This is a genomic window from Streptomyces venezuelae, from assembly GCF_008642375.1.
Classification (GTDB): domain Bacteria; phylum Actinomycetota; class Actinomycetes; order Streptomycetales; family Streptomycetaceae; genus Streptomyces; species Streptomyces venezuelae_G.
Genome location: NZ_CP029194.1, coordinates 4,696,866 through 4,710,635 on the forward strand (window position 1 = coordinate 4,696,866; position 13,770 = coordinate 4,710,635).

The following is a 13,770-nucleotide window of genomic DNA, read 5'->3' on the forward strand; positions in this document are numbered from 1 at the left end:
ATGCGTTCCGTGCGGGGGTGGTGGCGGGCCCGGCGGCGGGCCTTGCGGTCCGATGCGGGGATGACGACGTCGGAGTACGCGGTGGGCACGATCGCCGCGGCGGCCTTCGCCGCGGTCCTCTACAAGATCGTGACGAGCGGGACCGTCTCGGGAGCGCTCGAGTCGATGATCGGCAAGGCCCTCGATGCGCCGTTCTGACCGGGGGTTCGTGACCGTGGAGGCGGCGATGGTCCTGCCCGTCGTCGCGCTGTTCACGGTGACCCTGCTCTGGGCGCTCGCCGCGGCCGCCGCGCAGATCCGGTGCGTGGACGCGGCACGGGCAGGGGCCAGGGCGGCGGCCCGCTCCGAACCGGTGGCCGCCGCCGAGGGGGCCGCCCGGGCCGCGGCGCCCGAGGGCGCCCGGGTGTCGGTGACGCGGTCGGGCGAGCTGTGGCGGGTGGAGGTGGAGGTGGCCGCGCCGGGCCCCCGGGGCATGGGACTGACCTTGCGGGCGGACGCGGCGGCCCTCGCGGAGGACTCGGTGGGCGAGGCCCTGGCGGTCGGAGGCCCACCGTGACGGCGGGCCGCAGGTCCGGTCCGGTCGGGAGCGGGGACCGGGGGGCGGCGACCGTGTGGGCGGCGTTCGCGGCCTGTGCGCTGTGCGTGGTGTTCGGGGCGGTGCTCGCGCTCGGGCAGGCGGTCGCGGCCCGGCACAAGGCCGGCGGTGCGGCGGATCTGGCCGCCCTCGCGGCGGCCGACCGGGCCCTGTGGGGCGAGGCCGAGGCGTGCGGCGCCGCTTCCCGGGTGGCCGCCGCGCAAGGTGCCGAGCTGCTGCGGTGCGTCGTGCGCGGCGAACTCGCCGAAGTGACGGCGAGGGTGGCGCGTGGGCCCTACCGGCCGGACGTCAGCTCTCGGGCGGGGCCTGCGCGGGAGGCGGCTCCGGGGCCTCCCGCAGCAGTTCCGTGAGGAGGCGGACCGCGCCGCGCTTGTGCAGCGGATCGTTGCCGTTGCCGCACTTCGGGGACTGGACGCAGGAGGGGCAGCCCGCCTCGCACTCGCAGGAGGCGATGGCCTCGCGGGTCGCGGTCAGCCAGGCCCTGGCCGTGTGGAAGGCGCGCTCGGCGAAGCCGGCGCCGCCCGGGTGGCCGTCGTACACGAAGACGGTCGGCAGCAGCGTGTCGGGATGGAGGGGGACGGAGACGCCGCCGATGTCCCAGCGGTCGCACGTGGCGAAGAGCGGCAGCATGCCGATGGAGGCGTGCTCGGCGGCGTGCAGGGCGCCCCCGAGGATCTCCGGGGTGATCCGGGCGGCGTCGAGCTGGTCCTCGGTGACCGTCCACCACACGGCCCGGGTGCGCAGGGTGCGGGGCGGCAGGTCGAGCTTGGTCTCACCGAGGACCTCGCCGGTGATCAGACGGCGGCGCAGGAAGGAGACGACCTGGTTGGTGACCTCGACGGAGCCGTAGCAGAGGCGGCCGGCTCCCCAGGGGATCTCGGTGTCGGTTTCGAGGACGGAGACGGAGGTGGTGTCGCGGGCGGTGGTGGAGTACGGCGGGACGGCCTCCTCCACGAGTGCCACGGAGTCCTTCAGGTCGAGCTCCCGCACCAGATAGGTGCGGCCCTGGTGGAGGTGGACGGCGCCCTCGTGGACGGCGGTGTGGGAGGCGGCCTCGTCGACCGTGCCGAGGAGGCGGCCGGTGCCGGCCTCCACGATCCGGACGGGGCTGCCGCCGCCGCCCCGGATGTCGGTGAGGTCGGCGGCCCGCTCGCGGCGGGTCCAGTACCAGCCGGTGGAGCGGCGGCGCAGCAGTCCGGCGCCCTCCAGCTGGGGCATCAGACCGGGCGCGGCCGGGCCGAAGAGCGTCAGGTCCGTGTCGGTCAGCGGGAGCTCCGCGGCGGCGGCGCAGAGATGGGGGGCGAGGACGTAGGGGTTGTCGGGGTCGAGGACGGTCGACTCGACCGGCTGCTCGAAGATCGCTTCCGGGTGGTGGACGAGGAAGGTGTCCAGCGGGTCGTCCCGGGCGACGAGGATCGCGAGGGCGCCCTCGCCGGAGCGGCCGGCGCGGCCCGCCTGCTGCCACAGCGAGGCCCGGGTGCCCGGGTAGCCGGCGATCACGACGGCGTCGAGGCCGGAGACGTCCACACCCAGCTCCAGGGCGGTCGTGGCGGCCAGGCCGAGGAGCTCGCCCGAGTGCAGGGCCCGCTCCAGGGCGCGGCGCTCCTCGGGCAGGTAGCCGCCCCGGTAGGCGGCGACCCGGCGGGCCAGGGCGCGGTCGGTCTCGGCGAGCCGTTCCTGGGCGATCACCGAGATCAGTTCGGCGCCGCGCCGTGAGCGGACGAAGGCGACCGAGCGCACGCCCTGCCGGGTCAGGTCGGTCAGCAGGTCGGCGGTCTCGGCGGTGGCGGTGCGGCGCACGGGCGCGCCGCGTTCGCCGTGGAGCTCGGTGAGCGGCGGCTCCCAGAGGGCGAACACCAGTTCGCCGCGGGGGGAGGCGTCGTCGGAGATCTCGGTGACCGGCAGTCCGGTGAGGCGGCCGGCGGCCAGGGCCGGTTCGGCGGAGGTGGCCGAGGCGAGGAGGAAGACGGGATCGGAGCCGTACCGGGCGCAGATCCGGCGCAGGCGGCGCAGCACCTGGGCGACGTGCGAGCCGAAGACGCCCCGGTAGGTGTGGCACTCGTCGATCACGACGTAGCGCAGGGCGCGCAGGAAGGAGGACCACCTGGGGTGGGAGGGGAGTATGCCCCGGTGCAGCATGTCGGGGTTGGTCAGCACGTAGTTCGCGTACTGGCGGACCCACTCGCGCTCCTCGACCGGCGTGTCGCCGTCGTAGACGGCGGGGCGGATGCGGGTGCCGAGCGGGGCGGCCAGTTCCCGGACGGCGCGGCGCTGGTCGGCGGCGAGGGCCTTGGTGGGCGAGAGGTAGAGGGCGGTGGCCCCGCGCCCGTTGGGGGCCTCGGCGCCGTCCAGGAGGGTCGTCAGGACCGGGGCGAGGTAGGCGAGCGACTTGCCCGAGGCCGTTCCTGTGGCGATCACCACGGAATCGCCGTTCAGGGCGGCCTCCGCGGCCTCGGCCTGGTGCGCCCAGGGATGCTCGATCCCGGCCGCCTGGATCGCGCTGATCACCTCGGGACGGATCAGGTGCGGCCAGACGGCATGACGGCCCTCCCGGGCGGGCATGTGCTCCGTATGAGTGATGCGCGCGGCCCGACTCTCGCCTGCGGAGAGCCGGTCGAGGACCATGCCGGGGGAGGGGCGACTGCCCGTGTCCCCGGCCGGGTGACGGGGGCGCTGATTCTTGGCCATCGGCACCGAGTGTGTCACTGCCAGGACGGACAATGCTTCCAAGGCGTCGTGCATGGCTGCTCGTAAGTGATTGAATGCCATTGCGGCTGGCGATCAGTTCCCTGGCTCCGCCCGGGAGGCCCGAGGGGGCGATCGCCCGATAGCAAGGTGCTGGAGGATCCGTGGACCTGTCCCTGTCGACTCGCAATGTGTCCGGCGCTGGTGGTGACCGTACGGTCGTCGAGGTCGGTGGCGAGATTGATGTGTATACCGCGCCCAAGCTGCGCGAGCAGTTGGTCGAGTTGGTGAACGACGGCAGCTACCACCTGGTTGTCGACATGGAGGGCGTGGACTTCCTCGACTCCACCGGCCTGGGTGTGCTCGTCGGCGGCCTGAAGCGCGTCCGCGCGCACGAGGGCTCGCTGCGTCTGGTCTGCAACCAGGAGCGCATTCTGAAGATCTTCCGGATCACGGGGCTCACCAAGGTGTTCCCGATCCACCAGTCGGTCGACGAGGCCGTCAACGCGGTCGACTGACCCAGGGGGATCGCATGGCCACCGTTGAACTCCGATTCAGCGCTCAGCCCGAGCACGTCCGTACGGCCCGCCTGGTGGCGGCCGCGGTCGCCCGCAGGGCCGGAGTGGACGAGGCGGTCCTCGACGAGGTGCGTCTCGCCGTCGGTGAGGCCTGTTCCCGTGCGGTCGGGCTGCATCGCAGCAACGGCGTCACGACCCCCATCAGGGTCGTGCTGACCGAGGAGGAGAAGACCTTCTCCATCGAGGTCGGCGACGAGGTGCCGGGCGCGGGCGTGGCGGCGGCGGATGCCGCCGGCGTGCCCGGTGCGCGGTCCTCGGCCCCGGCCGACGACTTCGACGACGCCGACGGCGAGGACGAGATGGGTCTCGCGGTGATCCGCGGGCTCGTCGACGACGTCGAGGTGAGCGCCGGCGAGGACGGCGGCACCATCCGCATGAGCTGGCCGACCAGCCCGGCGGACGTCCTGTCCTGACACCGCCCCGAGCGGTACGAGAACGACGAGAAGAGGCCCTGCCCAGCGCAGGGCCTCTTCTCCGTTCCCGGCACCCGCGCCCGCCTCGACGCGCCCGCTCGGATTGGTGCATCCGCGCGGTGGCTCCGCGGGGTCCCCGTTTGTGCCGGTTCATCTCCTTATGATCCGTCCCCATGGACCCCACTTCGCTCGCCGCGGCGGTGCTCACGAGCGGGAACCGGACGATCGTGGTCGTCGTCGCGGCCGTAGCCCTCGGCGCGCTGGTCGTCGCCCAGCTACTCGTCCGGCAGGTGCTCGCGGCCGGCGAGGGCACCGAGAAGATGAAGGAGATCGCCGCCGCCGTGCAGGAGGGCGCCAACGCCTATCTCGCGCGGCAGCTGCGTACCCTCGCCGTCTTCGCGGTCGCCGTGTTCTTCCTGCTGATGCTGCTGCCCGCCGACGACTGGTCACAGCGCGCCGGACGGTCCCTGTTCTTCCTGGTCGGGGCGTTGTTCTCGGCCTCCACCGGATACGTCGGCATGCGCCTCGCCGTCCGGGCCAACGTGCGGGTCGCCGCGGCGGCCAGGGAGGCCACCCCAGGGCCGGGCGAACCCGAGAAGGACCTCACCGAGGTCGCGCACCGGGCCATGCGGATCGCGTTCCGCACGGGCGGGGTCGTCGGCATGTTCACCGTCGGCCTCGGGCTGCTCGGAGCCTCCTGCGTCGTCCTCGTCTACGCCGCCGACGCGCCGAAGGTCCTGGAGGGTTTCGGGCTCGGCGCCGCGCTCATCGCGATGTTCATGAGGGTGGGCGGCGGCATCTTCACCAAGGCCGCCGACGTCGGCGCCGACCTGGTCGGCAAGGTCGAGCAGGGCATCCCCGAGGACGACGCGCGCAACGCCGCCACCATCGCCGACAACGTGGGCGACAACGTCGGTGACTGCGCCGGCATGGCCGCCGACCTCTTCGAGTCGTACGCGGTGACGCTGGTCGCGGCCCTCATCCTCGGCATGGCCGCCTTCGGCGACCACGGCCTCGCGTTTCCGCTGATGGTGCCGGCGATCGGCGTGGTCACGGCGGTGATCGGCATCTTCGCGGTCGCCCCGCGGCGCGCCGACCGCAGCGGGATGAGCGCGATCAACCGGGGCTTCTTCCTCTCGGCGACCGTCTCGCTCGTCCTGGTCGCCGTCGCCGCCTTCACCTACCTGCCGTCCTCGTACGCCGAGCTCGAAGGCGTCACCGAGCCCGGCATCCCCGGCCACGACGGCGACCCGCGGGTCCTCGCCCTCGTCGCGGTCGCCATCGGCATCGTCCTCGCCGCCCTCATCCAGCAGCTCACCGGCTACTTCACCGAGACCGGCAGGCGGCCGGTGCGGGACATCGGCAAGTCCTCGCTCACCGGCCCCGCCACCGTCGTCCTCGCGGGCGTCGCCCTCGGCCTGGAGTCCGCCGTCTACGCGGCCCTGCTGATCGGCCTGGCCGTCTACGGGGCGTTCCTGCTCGGCGGCGCCTCGATCATGCTGGCGCTGTTCGCGGTCGCCCTCGCCGGGACGGGCCTGCTCACCACGGTCGGCGTGATCGTCGCCATGGACACCTTCGGCCCGGTCTCCGACAACGCGCAGGGCATCGCGGAGATGTCCGGGGACGTCCGGGGCGCGGGCGCGCAGGTCCTCACCGACCTCGACGCCGTGGGCAACACGACGAAGGCCATCACCAAGGGCATCGCCATCGCCACCGCCGTCCTGGCGGCCGCGGCGCTCTTCGGTTCCTACCGGGACGCCATCGAGACGGCGGTGGCCGAGGCCGGCGGGGCCGACGCGATCGGCGGGGCGGCCGACCTCCTGACGCTCTCCATGGACATCTCGCAGCCCAACAACCTCTTCGGACTGATCCTCGGCGCGTCGGTCGTGTTCCTCTTCTCGGGGCTCGCGATCAACGCGGTGTCCCGGTCGGCCGGTTCGGTGGTCCACGAGGTGCGGCGGCAGTTCCGCGAGCACCCCGGGATCATGACGTACACCGAGAAGCCCGAGTACGGGCGGGTCGTCGACATCTGCACCAGGGACGCGCTGCGCGAACTCGCCACGCCCGGGCTGCTCGCCGTGACGGCCCCGATCGCGGTCGGCTTCGCGCTCGGTGTCGGCCCGCTCGGCTCGTACCTCGCCGGGGCGATCGGCACGGGCGCCCTGATGGCGGTCTTCCTCTCCAACTCCGGTGGCGCGTGGGACAACGCGAAGAAGCTGGTCGAGGACGGCAACCACGGCGGCAAGGGCAGCGAGGCGCACGCGGCGACCGTCATCGGGGACACGGTCGGCGACCCCTTCAAGGACACGGCGGGACCGGCGATCAACCCGCTCCTGAAGGTCATGAACCTCGTCGCGCTGCTGATCGCCCCGGCCGTCGTGAAGTTCGGTTACGGGGAGGACGCCAGCGACGGGATGCGGGCGGCGGTCGCGGGACTCGCGGTCCTCGTCGTGGTCGTCGCGGTCCGGGTTTCCAAGCGGCGTTCGGTGGCCGTCTCCTGACGTGTCGTCCGTCTCATTCCCCGGGCGCCGGAGGTGTCCGAGCGGTCTTCTCGCTTGGTTCAAAAGACTGCAATGTGGGATGAACCCGTCGCACGAAAGGTGGAAGTAGCCCGTTCGGCGTGTATGTTCCGGGGCCGAGAGCCTTGGAAGGGACCGATCCGGTGAACAAGAAGCTTGCGGCCGCACTGTCCGGCGGTGCGGTACTGGTACTCGTGCTGTCCGGTTGCAGCGACGACGAGGGCAACAAGGTGGAGGACTGGGCGAAGACGTTCTGCGACCAGGCGAAGCCTCAGATCCAGAAGCGGGCCAACGCCCACCAGATCATCATCTCGACGGCCGCCGACAGTAAGCCGGCCGAGATCCAGGCCGCCGACTCGAAGGCGTTCCAGGACATCGCCAACGCGGACCGCGCGCTCGCGAAGGCCGTCGAGGCCGCCGGGGTCCCGCCCGTCGAGAACGGCGAGAAGGTCCAGCAGGACGCGATCAAGGAGCTCAACGCCACCGCCGTGGCCTACGAGGGGCTCAAGAAGGAAGTCGACGCGCTCGACCCGGCCAACCAGCAGAAGTTCGCGGACGGCCTCCAGGACGTCGCCGACGGGCTGACCAAGATCGAGAAGATGGACCAGGCGGCCCTCGCCAAGCTGGAGGAGGGCGAGCTGGGCCAGGCGATGGCCAAGCAGCCCGGCTGCCAGAAGCCCACGGCCTCGGTCCCGCCCAAGACCTCCGGATCGGCCACGGCCTCGCCGCAGTCCGGCGCGACCGCCTCGGCCGAGGCCTCCGCCAAGCCCTCCGCCTCCGCCAAGCCCTCCGAGGAGTCCTCGGAGTAGCCCCGGAGAAGACCCGGAGCGGATCCGGACCAAAGCCTCGGAGCAGGTCCGGAGCAGGTCCGGAGCATGCCTCGGCTCAGCGGCGGCAGCGGCGATCGGTCGTCTGCCGCCGTTCCGGCACCGGTCCGGCACCGGTCTGCGGCCGGGTCGGCCGCCCGGATGTCGGTGGCGGCCGTCACAATGGGATCCGTGAGTACGACCAGCCTGCCCCCCCGCCTCCCGGTGCCCGCGCACGCCGACCGTCTGCGCGAGGCACTCCTCGCCGCCGACTACACCGCCGACGGACTGCTCGACCTGCTCGGCGCCCCCGCCTACGCGGCGCTCGCCCGCAGCGAGACCGTGCCCGCCCTGCGCGCCACCCGCGGCGACTCGCCGCTGGAGACCCTCGTCCGGCTCTTCCTGCTCCAGCGTGCCGTCGACCACGACAAGGCCGCTGCTGCGCTCCCGCTGGCCGAGGCCCTCGCCGACGGCTGGGTGGTCCGCGAGGACGACGCCGTGCTCGCGACGGTCGACATCCGGCCGTACGGCGGCCCGGACGGCGCCAAGGACGACGGGAACTGGTTCATCGTCTCCGACCTCGGCTGCGCCGTCGGCGGTGCCGGGGGCATCGGGAAGAAGGCCGAGGGAGTCGTCCTCGGCGTCGGCGGCGCCTCCACCACGCTCGCCGGGATCACCGTCCGCACGCCGGTGGCCTCCGCGCTCGACCTCGGCACCGGCTCGGGCATCCAGGCGCTGCACGCCGCCCAGCACGCCACGCTGGTCACCGCCACCGATCTCAACGGGCGCGCCCTGGACTTCACCCGGCTCACGCTCGCTCTCTCCGGGGCCCGGGAGGCCGAGCTGCTCGAAGGGTCGCTCTTCGAGCCGGTCGACGGCGACACGTACGACCTGATCGTCTCCAACCCGCCGTTCGTCATCTCCCCCGGCGCCACGCTCACCTACCGGGACGGCGGGATGGGCGGCGACGACCTGTGCCGCACGCTCGTGCAGCAGGCGGGCGAGCGGCTCAACGACGGCGGATACGCCCAGTTCCTCGCCAACTGGCAGCACGTGGAGGGCGAGGAGTGGCAGGACCGGCTGCGGTCCTGGGTGCCGCGCGGCTGCGACGCCTGGATCGTGCAGCGCGAGGTCCAGGACGTCACGCAGTACACGGAGCTCTGGCTGCGGGACAGCGGCGACCACCGCGGCGACCCGGACGAGTACCGGCTGGCGTACGGGCGCTGGCTCGACGAGTTCGAGGCCCGCAAGACCAGGGCGATCGGCTTCGGCTGGATCACGATCCGGCGGAACGCGGCGGTGGAGGCCGGCCTCACCGAGCCCTCGATCCTGATCGAGGAGTGGCCGCACCCCGTGGAGCAGCCCCTCGGCGACACCATCCGCGCCCACTTCGAGCGCCAGGACTACCTGCGGAGCCACGACGACGCCGCGCTGCTCGCCGACCGCTTCACGCTCGCGCCCGAGGTGATGCAGGAGCAGGTCGGGCTGCCCGGTGCCGAGGACCCCGAGCACGTCGTGCTCCGGCAGAACCGCGGCATGCGCCGCGCCACCAAGGTCGACCACGTCGGCGCCGGGTTCGCCGGCGTGTGCGACGGCACCCTCAGCGCCGGCCGCATCCTCGACGCGATCGGGCAGCTGATGGGGGAGGACCCGGTCATACTGCGGGACCGCACCCCGCAGGCGATCCGGCTGCTCGTCGAGGAGGGCTTCCTGCTGCCCGTCGGCGAGGACGGCGAGGCCGTCGGCCAGGGGAGCGGCGCTTGATACGGATCGAGCTCGACGAGGCCTCGCTCGGGGCGACCCGGATCGCGATCAGCCCGCTGCGCGACGCCTTCTGCTCGATGCACCTCGCGCTGCCGTGGCGCCGTCCCTCCTGGCCCTACCAGGAGTGGGTCGGGCAGGCGCGCGAGGTGTGGCGCGACGACCGGCTCCGCCCGCTGTGGGAGCTGTTCGCCGAGGGGCGGTACGACGTTTCCGACTTCCTGCTGCCCCGCCCGTTCGGCACGGTCCACGTCCACGAGGAGCTGGCGGCTCTGCGGGACACCGACCCGGAGTTCGTCCGCGCCCAGGTGGCCGCCTGCTACCCCGGCATGGCCGACGCGCCCTTCCTGCAGCCGTACCTGAAGGACCCCGAGGCGGCCTGCGCGGCGCTCGCCGACGCGTACGCGGCCTACTGGGAGGGCGCCGTCGAGCCGTACTGGCCGACGATGCGCCGGCTCGTCGAGGACGAAGTGCTCGTCCGGGCCAGGACGTTCGCGACCGAGGGCGTCGACGCGCTGTTCGCCGGCCTGGAGAGCCGGGGGCGGTGGCAGCCGCCCGTACTCGAACTGACCAAGCACATCGACGCCGAGTACGCGCCGGGGGAGCGGCGGCTCGTGCTCGTGCCGCTGGTCTTCGCCGAGGGCTGCCGGCTCTACTCGACGGACGACCCCGAGGTCTTCGCGCTCAGCTTCCAGGCCAGGGGCGCCGCCGCGCTGCGCGAACCGTCCGAGCCCGTCGCCGAGGACCGGCTCGGCCTGATGCTCGGCCGGGGCCGCGCGGCGGTCCTGCGCGAGCTGGGCGGGCCGCTGACCACGGCCGGGCTCGCCGACCGGCTCGGCCTCGCGCCCAGCACGGTCTCCGGGCACCTGTCGGTGCTCTCCGAGGCCGGGGTGGTCACCCGTCACCGCGTCGGCCGCTCGGTGTACTACCAGCTGACGGACACCGGCCGTTCGCTGCTCGCACTGCTCGCGGGGGAGGGCCTCCTCGCAGCCGTCGCCTGACGATTCGGGGCCTCCCGAATCGATGGCCCGGCCCCTCCGGGGGCTTCTAGCGTCCGCGTCATGCTCGCAATCGAGGCGGACGCGCTGCGCCGCACCTACACCAGCAGGACCGGATGGCTGAAGCCCCGGCGGACCGAGACCGAGGCCGTGCGCGGTGTCACCTTCGAGGTGGCGCCGGGGGAGCTGTTCGGCCTGCTCGGCCCCAACGGCGCCGGGAAGACCACCACCATCAAGATGCTCAACACCCTGCTCCTGCCGACCTCAGGCACGGCCCGGGTGTTCGGCCACGACGTGGCCCGCGACCCCGTCGCCGTACGCCGCAGGACCGGGTACGTCTTCGGCGGCGACCGCGGCCTGTACGACCGGCTCTCCGCGCTCGACAACCTCCGCTACTTCGCCGAGCTGTACGGCGTCGAGGCCCGCGACCAGAAGCGGCGCATCGCCGAACTCCTCGACCTGGTCGGGCTCGTGGGCCGGGAGAAGGAGAGCGTCGAGGGGTACTCGCGCGGCATGCGGCAGCGCCTCCACATCGCCCGCGGACTCCTCCACCGCCCCGACGTGCTCTTCCTCGACGAGCCGTCCATCGGCGTCGACCCCGTCGCAGCCCGCGACCTGCGCCGCACGGTCGCCGACCTGGCCGCGGCCGGCACCACCGTCCTGCTCACCACCCACTACATGGCCGAGGCCGACGAACTCTGCGGCCGGATCGCCGTGATCGCCGGTGGCCGGATCTGCGCTCTCGGCACGCCCGAGAGCCTCAAGTCCCGTGTGCGGGGCCGGGACGTGCTGGAGATCGAGGCGTACGGGGTGGACGAGGAGCGGCTCGACCGGGTGCGGCGCCTGCCCGGGGTGCGGGGCGCGTCGGTCGAGGACCGGGGCGCGCTCCAGGTCGTCACCGTGCAGACCGGCCAGGGCTCCGCCGAGCTGCACGGGCCGGTGCTGACCGCGCTCGACGGCCTGCGGATCGGCCGGGTCACGAGCCGCGAACCGTCCCTGGAGGACGCCTACATCACGATCGTGGAGGAGGAGGAGCCGGCGGCGGGCGGATCGGACCGGCCCGCGACGGCTGCCGAGGCCGGATCCGAGGCCGAATCCGGGTCCGAACCCGGATCCGAGGCCGAATCCGGGTCCGAACCCGGGACCGAGTCCGAGGGGCTGACCGTATGAGGCGCGTCCTGCGGCTGGTCCTCGTCGGTGTGCGCACCCATGTCTCGTACATGTCGCGCTCCCCCATCGAGATCACCTTCGCCGTCCTCGTCCCGCTCGTCTACGCGACCCTCGCCGTCTACCTCTTCCGGGCCGCGGGCGACCCCGACCGGCTGCTCACGGCCTCCGTCGGCGCCGGACTGATGGGCATCTGGGGCTCGGTGCTCTTCGGTTCGGGCGGCGCCGTGCAGAACCAGCGCTGGCTCGGCACCCTGGAGACCCTGGTCGTGGCGCCGGCCCCGCTCGCGCTCGTCCTGCTCCCGATCACCCTCGCGACCGCCGTCATCGGCACGTACGCGATGGGTGCGACGGTCCTGTGGGGCGTGGTTCTCTTCGGCGTCCCGCTCGACTTCGCACACCCGTTGCTCTTCCTGCTCGCCGTGCCCGTGTGCGTCCTCGCCCTCGGCATGATGGGGCTCCTCCTCGCCGCCACCTTCGTCCTGCTGCGGAACGCCAACGCCCTGGCCAACCCGCTGGACACGCCCGTCTGGCTGCTGTCCGGGCTCCTCGTGCCCGTCACCGTGCTGCCCGCCTGGACACAGCCGTTGTCCTGGGCGCTGCCCACCACCTGGGGCGCGCGGGCCGTGCACGCGGCGACCTCCGGCGGGGACGTGATCACTCCGCTGCTCGCCGCCGCCGCGCTCGGGGCCTGCTACGCCCTGGCCGCCGTCCTCGTCCTCGGGCGGGTGGAGCGCCGGGCGCGCGCCGCCGCCACCCTCGCCCTCGCCTGAAAGGCCGGCCAGAGATGTTCCGTTTCCCCGCCACCGCCCGGCTCGTCGTCGTCGGCGGCGCGATCTCCTACCGGGCGCTCTTCAACTGGACGACCCCGCCGATGTTCATCGGAACCCTGCTGGTGGGGCCGCTCCTCCAAGTCTTCTTCTTCGTCTTCCTCGGACGGGAACTGGGCGTCGCCGACGACCGTTTCCATCTTGTAGGAACCGCCGTTCTCGCAGCTTCCGCCTCCTGCGTGTACGGCGGCACGATGGCCGTCGCCAACGAGCGCCGGTACGGCACGCTCGGAGCCGTCCTGCTCTCGCCCCGGCACCGGGTCCCGCTCTGGACGGGCCGCGCCCTCCCGTACGTCCTCAACGGGCTGTTCGTCAGCGCCTTCGTGCTCACCGCAGCCGCGCTCGTGCTCGGGCTGCCCGTGCCCGCCGGGGCGCTGCCCGGGCTCGGTCTGGTGCTGCTGGCCGCCGCCGGTGCCTGCTCGGCCTTCGGGCTCGCGCTGGGGGCGCTCGGGCTCCGCTTCCGCGACGTCTTCCTGGTGTCCAACGTGGCGAGTTCGGGGCTGCTCCTGCTGACGGGCGCCGCCGTGCCCCGGGAGTCGCTGCCGGAGTGGATGCGGTTCGCCGGCGAGCTGCTGCCGCTCACACACGCGGCGGACGCGGCGCGGCGGCTGACCGCGGGGGGTGGCCTGGACGGGTCCCTGCTCGGGACCGAGCTCGCGGTGGGGGCCGGCTGGGGGCTGCTCGCCGTCGCCCTGCTCGCCGTCTTCGAGCGCGGCAGCCGGCGCCGGGCCACGCTCGACGTGATGTGAGACCTGAGGCGAGACGTGAGGTGAGACCTGAAGCGAGACGTGAGGTGAGACGTGAGGTGACAGGAGAAGCGGAAGGGAGTGGGTCACTACCGGCCATCTTCGTGAAACCGTACGCGACGGTCCGCGTCGTTCACCCGGAATTCGCGCCCTCGATGCCCGGAGGTGTCAGCCTCGGCTGCGGGAGACGAGCGCGGGAGGACGAACCCCGCACGTGGACGGAACGGGGTACGGGCATGGAGAGCGGGCCGGCGATCTTCGCGGGGGCGGCGTTCACGCTGTTCGGAGGCGCGCTGCTGCTGTGGACCACCGTGCGGACACTGCACCGTGAGCCCGTGGCGTACGGGGTCGGGCCGCGGACGGCCCTGGCGGCCACGAGCCTCTTCGGCACGGCCTTCGTCCTCCTCGGCGTCTGGTGCTTCGGCAGACTCTGAATCCCGCTCCGGGGCTCTCCCCGGATCCCTCTCGGGGTCTCTCTCCGACGCTCCGGCGCGCCGCCCGCTCCGCCGCCCGCCCCGCCCGACCGGGAGTCCGGGCGGCAGGAATGCCAGGACTCGGGTTACCGTTCGAGTGGCCGTTGCGGGCTTTCGCCGTTTGACACGGGGGCGGGTTGTACCGTCACACTCCGCAGCGACGGGAGCGTCACCGTCCGTGCCGCTGCCGTGCGTGCCA

General features: G+C 73.1%; 14 protein-coding genes. 13 read left to right on the plus strand and 1 reads right to left on the minus strand.

The genetic code is table 11. The features are described from left to right. The 3 genes from DEJ46_RS21600 to DEJ46_RS21610 are packed head-to-tail and all read left to right on the plus strand — an operon-like array spanning position 1 to position 945. A complete protein-coding gene (locus DEJ46_RS21600; RefSeq protein WP_150274641.1) occupies positions 1–198 on the plus strand; it encodes a DUF4244 domain-containing protein in 198 nt (65 codons plus the stop codon). Then, a complete protein-coding gene (locus DEJ46_RS21605) occupies positions 185–556 on the plus strand; it encodes a TadE family type IV pilus minor pilin (protein WP_190622799.1) in 372 nt (123 codons plus the stop codon). Before DEJ46_RS21600 ends, DEJ46_RS21605 begins: the two co-directional genes overlap by 14 nt. Further along, positions 553–945 (plus strand): Rv3654c family TadE-like protein, encoded by a 393-nt coding sequence (locus tag DEJ46_RS21610; RefSeq protein WP_150268787.1) that lies wholly within the window; start codon positions 553–555, stop codon positions 943–945. Before DEJ46_RS21605 ends, DEJ46_RS21610 begins: the two co-directional genes overlap by 4 nt. Here the strand turns inward: DEJ46_RS21610 and DEJ46_RS21615 are convergent. Further along, entirely contained in the window at positions 884–3,364 is a 2,481-nt protein-coding gene (locus DEJ46_RS21615) for a DEAD/DEAH box helicase (protein WP_150268789.1), read from the minus strand. The genes DEJ46_RS21610 and DEJ46_RS21615 overlap by 62 nt on opposite strands. An 80-nt stretch (positions 3,365–3,444) precedes the next feature. Here DEJ46_RS21615 and DEJ46_RS21620 point away from each other — a divergent pair, with 80 nt between their 5' ends. From DEJ46_RS21620 to DEJ46_RS21665, 10 genes are all read left to right on the plus strand, one after another. Beyond that, positions 3,445–3,798 (plus strand): STAS domain-containing protein, encoded by a 354-nt coding sequence (locus tag DEJ46_RS21620; RefSeq protein ID WP_055642712.1) that lies wholly within the window; start codon positions 3,445–3,447, stop codon positions 3,796–3,798. A gap of 14 nt (positions 3,799–3,812) precedes the next feature. Next, entirely contained in the window at positions 3,813–4,271 is a 459-nt protein-coding gene (locus DEJ46_RS21625) for an ATP-binding protein (protein WP_055642713.1), read from the plus strand. A gap of 173 nt (positions 4,272–4,444) precedes the next feature. Then, positions 4,445–6,772, plus strand: coding sequence for a sodium-translocating pyrophosphatase (locus tag DEJ46_RS21630; protein WP_150268791.1), 2,328 nt, complete (start codon positions 4,445–4,447; stop codon positions 6,770–6,772). A gap of 161 nt (positions 6,773–6,933) precedes the next feature. Beyond that, positions 6,934–7,599: a small secreted protein gene (locus DEJ46_RS21635; RefSeq protein ID WP_150268793.1), complete on the plus strand. Its 666-nt coding sequence runs from the start codon at positions 6,934–6,936 to the stop codon at positions 7,597–7,599. Between the two features lie 180 nt (positions 7,600–7,779). Beyond that, positions 7,780–9,360: a N5-glutamine methyltransferase family protein gene (locus DEJ46_RS21640; protein WP_150268795.1), complete on the plus strand. Its 1,581-nt coding sequence runs from the start codon at positions 7,780–7,782 to the stop codon at positions 9,358–9,360. Continuing rightward, on the plus strand, positions 9,357–10,358 hold the full coding sequence (locus tag DEJ46_RS21645) for an ArsR/SmtB family transcription factor (protein WP_150268797.1): 1,002 nt from the start codon (positions 9,357–9,359) through the stop codon (positions 10,356–10,358). The genes DEJ46_RS21640 and DEJ46_RS21645 overlap by 4 nt, the downstream gene beginning before the upstream one ends. Before the next feature lie 60 nt (positions 10,359–10,418). Then, entirely contained in the window at positions 10,419–11,525 is a 1,107-nt protein-coding gene (locus tag DEJ46_RS21650) for an ATP-binding cassette domain-containing protein (RefSeq protein WP_150268799.1), read from the plus strand. Beyond that, the gene (locus tag DEJ46_RS21655) at positions 11,522–12,295 is read left to right on the plus strand and encodes an ABC transporter permease (protein ID WP_150268801.1); all 774 of its coding nucleotides are present in this window, start codon (positions 11,522–11,524) and stop codon (positions 12,293–12,295) included. The genes DEJ46_RS21650 and DEJ46_RS21655 overlap by 4 nt, the downstream gene beginning before the upstream one ends. A gap of 14 nt (positions 12,296–12,309) precedes the next feature. Beyond that, positions 12,310–13,101, plus strand: a complete 792-nt coding sequence (locus tag DEJ46_RS21660; RefSeq protein WP_223834904.1) for an ABC transporter permease — start codon at positions 12,310–12,312, stop codon at positions 13,099–13,101. A 233-nt stretch (positions 13,102–13,334) separates the two neighbouring features. Next, a complete protein-coding gene (locus DEJ46_RS21665; RefSeq protein ID WP_150268803.1) occupies positions 13,335–13,532 on the plus strand; it encodes a hypothetical protein in 198 nt (65 codons plus the stop codon). The last annotated feature ends 238 nt before the right edge of the window (positions 13,533–13,770 follow it).